General features: G+C 80.0%; 1 protein-coding gene. It reads left to right on the top strand.

The features are described from left to right. Window positions 1-192 precede the first annotated feature (192 nt). On the top strand, window positions 193-5,151 hold the full coding sequence (locus MHY85_RS20095; RefSeq protein WP_374234204.1) for a hypothetical protein: 4,959 nt from the start codon (window positions 193-195) through the stop codon (window positions 5,149-5,151). The last annotated feature ends 113 nt before the right edge of the window (window positions 5,152-5,264 follow it).

Below are 5,264 nucleotides of genomic sequence, written 5' to 3'. Positions count from 1 at the left end.
GGTGCTCGCCGCGCACCGCCCGCACCTCCGGGCGCGGGCCCGCCACCGGTCTCCCGGCAGCCGGCCGCCACCCGCCGCACCGGCGCCCGACCCCGCCGGCGACGGCCCCGCCGCCGACGAGTTCCGCGTCATCACCCGGGTCGGCGGCGCGTCACGCCCCCTGTCGGGGCAGTCCCGGTTAGCGTGGCGCAGGTGAAGGTCCCTGCGCGCCGCTCCGTCCCCGGGCAGCAGCCGGCCGCCTCCGCCGAGGCCGTGCCGGCGACGCCGCCGACCCCCTCGACGACCGCCGGCGGCCCGACCGCCGGCACCGGCACCGACGGTCCCGCGCCCCGGCGCGACACCCCGCACGACGGCGAGACGCCCATGCCCGACCCCACCGACGCCGCGACCCCGGCCGGCCCCGTGCTCGTCGAGCCGCCCTCCGCGGCCGAGCTGGTCGCCGGCGCGACCGGCACCTGGCGCGCGGCCCTCGTGGAGGCGGCGGGCGGCTCCACGCTCGCCGACGTCGAGCTGCTCGGCGACGCGGCGCTCGACCTGTCCGCCGCGCACCCCTCCGGCATCGCGCAGCTGTTCGCCGGGCGGGAGACCCGGCTGTCGAACCTGGTCCGGGAGGGTGCCGCGCTCGGCACCGCCCGGCGCCGCGCCCGCGCCGTCGCCGCCCGCGCCGGCACCTACGCCCAGCAGTACGGCATCGCGCCGACGTACCTGGCCATCGGCGTCGCGTCCTGGACCGAGCACAGCACGCCCGACGTGGCGACCGACGACGTCGCGGCGATCGCGACGGCGACGCGCGAGTCGGCGGCCGCGCGGCCCGACGGCGACGGCGAGGAGGCCCCGGCCCCGGCCGCCCGCAAGGTGCGCGCCCCCGTCCTGCTGCGTCCGGTCTCGCTCCGGGCCCGCGGCACCGCGGAGAGCGACTACGAGCTCACCCTGGAGCCCTCGCTCGAGGTCAACCCGGTGCTCGCCCGGGCGCTGCGCTCGCGCGGCGCCCTGCTCGACCCCGGGGCCGTGGCCCGCAGCGCGTTCACCGGCTCCGGGTTCGACCCCCGCGACGCGATCACCCGCCTGACCTCGCTCGGCACCGCGGTCCTGGACGACTTCCAGCTCGTCGACCGGATCGTCGTCGGGACGTTCGTGCACCCGGGCCAGGTGCTCGTCGACGACCTCGACCGGCTCGCCTCCTCCCTGGAGCGGCACGAGGTGGTCGCCGCGCTCGCCGGCGTCGCCGAGGCGGCCGCGGGGCTCGACGTCGCCCTGCCGGAGCCGGCCCGCGGCGACCGCGACCCCGCCCTCGAGCGCGGCGTCGGCGACCTCGACCCCGCCCAGCAGCACGTCCTCGACGTGGTGGCCGGCGGGGCCCACGTGTTCGTCGACGCCCCCGCCGACAGCGACGTCACCGGCACGCTCGCCGCCCTGGTCGCGGACGCCGCCGCCGAGGGCCGGACCGTCCTGTACGTGCCCGGGCACCGGCGCGCCGCGGTCGCGCTGCGCGAGCGGCTCGAGCGGCTCGGGGTGGGGGAGATCCTGCTCGACGTCGCGCCGGACGCCGCCTGGCGGGCCGCGTCCTCGCGCCGGCTCATGGGCGCGATGACCCTCGACGTCGACCCCGGCGACCCCGCCGCCACGGCGGAGCTCCGCCGCGCGCTGGTCGACCGCCGGGAGCGGCTGCGCGGCTACGTCGACGGCCTGCACCTGGTGCGCGAGCCGTGGGGCGCCTCGGCGTACGACGCCTTCCAGGCGCTGGCGCGGCTGACCGCCCGGCGGCCCGCGCCGCGCACGACCGTCCGGCTGACCGCCGAGGTGGCCCGCTCGCTCGACGCCGGCCGCCGCGCCGCCGTGGGCGCCGAGCTGCAGGAGGCCGCCGAGGCCGGTGCGTTCACGCTCCGCCCCGTCGACACCCCCTGGTACGGCGCCGCGCTGCTCACCGACGACGAGGCGGCCGACGCCCTGCGCCGCGCCGAGCGGCTGGCGGGGGAGGACGGCCTGCCCGCCGTCGAGCGCCGGATCGCGGAGGTCGCGGAGGTCACGGGGTTCACGCCCGCGACGACCCTCGCCACCTGGGCCGAGCAGCTCGAGGTGCTCGCGGGCGTGCGGGGCGCGCTCGACGTGTTCCAGCCCATCGTGTTCGAGCGCAGCCCGGCCGACATGGTCGCCGCCACCGCGTCGAAGGCCTGGCGGGCCGAGCACGACGTACCGATGGGCTACTGGCTGCGGCGCCGGCTCAAGAAGCAGGCCAAGGACCTGGTGCGCCCCGGCCGCCCCGTCGCCGACCTGCACGCCGCCCTGCTCGACGTGCAGCGGCAGCGGGCCATCTGGGCCGAGCACTGCCCCGCCGGCGGCTGGCCCCGGCTGCCCGAGGGGCTCGGGGAGATCGAGGCCGAGCACCGCGCGGTGCGCGCCGACGTCGAGGCCCTCGCGGTCGTGCTCGCCGGGACGCCGGAGGGCGCCGACCTCCTCGGCCGCCCGATCGGCGAGGTGCTGGAGCGCGTGCGGCGCCTCGTCGCCGCGCGGGACACCCTGGCGCAGCTGCCCGAGCGGACCCGCCTGCTGCGCTCGCTGCGCGCGGCCGGCCTCGACGACCTGCTCGACGACCTGGCCGCGCGCCGGGTGCCGGCCGGCGTGGTGGCCGCGGAGCTGGAGCTGGCCTGGTGGAGCACGGTGTTCGAGCAGGTGCTCGCGGCCGACCCCGCCCTGGCCGGCTACGACGGCCGCACCCTCGGCCGGCTCGCCGCGGAGTACCGCGAGCTCGACGTCGCGCACACCGCCGCGCTCGCCGGCCCCGTGCGCGCCCGCGCCGCCGCCCACGTCCGCAACACGATGGCCGCGCACACGGAGCAGACCGAGGCCCTGTTCGCCGAGCTGGTCGAGGAGCGGCTCACCGGCCTGCGCGAGACCTTCGAGCGCTACCCCGACGTCGCCCGCCGGCTCCGGCCGGTGCTCGCCGCGGCGCCGATGCTCGTCCCGCAGGTGCTCCCGGCCGCGCGCACCGTCGACCTCGTGGTCCTCGACGCCGCCGCCCACCTCCCGGTCGAGGTCGCCCTGCCCGCGATCGCCCGCGGCCGCCAGGTGGTCGTCGTCGGCGACCGGCGCTGCGCCTCCGGCACCGCGATCCGCGAGCTCGCCGACGTGCTGCCCACCGTGCCGCTGCGCGCCGACGCGTCCCGCCGCGACCCGTACCTCACCGCGTTCCTCGCCGCGCACGGCTACGGCGACGTGCTGTCCCCGACCCCGCTGCCCACCAGCGCGGCGGCGGTCGGGCACCACCTCGTCGACGGCACCGGCATGCCCGACGGCTCCGGCGCGGTGCAGAGCACCCGCGCCGACGTCGACCGGGTCGTCGAGCTCGTCATCGAGCACGCGCTGACCCACGGCGAGGAGTCGCTGGCCGTCGTCACCGCCTCGCCCGTGCACACCGCGCAGATCCGCGAGGCCGTGCTGGCCCAGGTCCGGGACTCGCCGTCGCTCGCGGCGTGCCTCGACGGGGCGCGGCCCGAGCCGTTCGTCGTCACCGACCTCACCAACGTCGCCGGCCTGCGCCGGGACGCGCTCATCCTGTCCCTCGGCTTCGGGCGCACCCCGCACGGCCGCGTGCTGCACCGGTTCGGCCCGATCAGCGGGCCCGGCGGCGACGCGCTGCTGCTCGCGGCCCTCGGCGTCACCCGGCACCGGCTCGACGTCGTCTCCTGCTTCCCGGTCGCCGACGTCGACCCGGAGCGGCTGCGCGGACCCGGGCCGCGGCTGCTCGCGGACCTGCTGCGGTTCGCCGAGCGGCGGGCCGCGGGGGAGACGGACCTGGCGATCGCTGCGGCGCCGGACGAGCAGGAGGCCGGGCCGGACGGCGCGTCCGCCGACACCGCGTCCGCCGACACCGCGGCCGCCGTGGCCGGGGACGCCCCGGGCGGCGCCGCACCGCCCGTCGGCGAGGAGGTCAAGGCCCCGGCCGTCGCGGAGGAGGTCGGGGCCCCCGCCGCCGAGCGCGCCCCCGACCGCCTCGTCGTCGACCTGGCCGAGCGGCTCTGGCGGCACGGGCTGGTCGTCGAGCTCGACCACGGCCTGCCGGGCGGCCTGCACCTGCCGCTCGCCGTGGGGCACCCCGACCTGCCCGGCGAGCTGCTCGTCGCCGTCCTCACCGACGACGACGCCTACCTGCACGAGCCCAGCGTCCGGGTCCGCGACCGCCAGGTGGCCGAGCGGCTCGAGCGCCTCGGCTGGAGCGTGCTGCGCGTCTGGTCGGCCGCCGCGTTCCTCGACCCCGAGGCCGAGGTCGACCGCATCCGGCGGGCCCTGCACGCCGTCGCCGACCGCCGGATCGCCGAGTCCGAGGCCGAACGGGCGCGCGCCCGGCTCATCGTGCCGGCGCCGCTGCTCGACGACGACGGCACCGGCCCGGCGCCCACCCTGACCGGCTTCGCGGTCATCCCGGGCGCCGACCTGCCCGCCGGCGGCGGCGCACGGCCCGGCGAGCGGCGGGTCCTCGACGCCACGGGCGCCATCACGGTGGTGCCGGACGACTCCGCGGCGGCGGTGGACGGCGCGGCGCCGGGTGCCGCGGGCGCCTCCGGCGGGCCCGGCGGCCCCGGTGGTCGCGAGGGTGCGTCGTGGACGCCGCCGGCCGCGCCGGGGGAGCCGACTGCGGACGCGCCGGGGCGGCGGGGTGCGGGCGCGTCCGGCTCGGGCGCGGCGGACTCGGGTTCCGGCTCGGGTGCGGCGGGCTCGGGCGCGGGTGCGGCAGCCCGTGGGGCGGGTGCGCCGGCACCGGCGGCCGGCGCGCGGGCCGCAGGTCAGACCGCCGTCGGCGAGGCGAGGACTCCCGAGCGTCCCGCGGCCGCGCCGTCGTCGGCGGCCCCGGCGACCGCCGCGCAGATCCCGGGCGTCATGGAGGCGGCCGCCCCGATGACCGGCGCCGTCCGCGCGGTCCAGCCGACGCTGGCCGTCCCCGGCGGACCCCGGCCCGACGTCCGGCCGGGCCTGCCGATCAGCGCCTACTCCGACGACCAGCTCGACGACCTCGTCGCCTGGCTCGTCTCGGACGGCACCGAGCGCACCCCGGACGAGCTCGCCGCGGCCCTGCGCGCCGAGCTGGGCATCACCCGGCGCGGCGCCCGGGTCGACTCCGTCGTCTCGTCCGCGGTCGCCCGCGCCACCCGCTGACCCTGGGCCTGCACGGCCCACCCGGCCCCGAGGAGCCAGACCCGGATCCTCGCCCCGCGGCTCTCGCCACCCCCGCGCCCTGAGCTGCCCAAGCCCGGGCCCTCGTCCCCTGT

It is taken from the genome of Cellulomonas sp. ACRRI (genome assembly GCF_022346185.1).
In the GTDB taxonomy this organism is placed as follows: Bacteria; Actinomycetota; Actinomycetes; order Actinomycetales; family Cellulomonadaceae; genus Cellulomonas.
The sequence above is the reverse complement of the archived record's forward strand: the minus strand, read 5'-3'. Positions and strand labels throughout refer to the sequence as shown.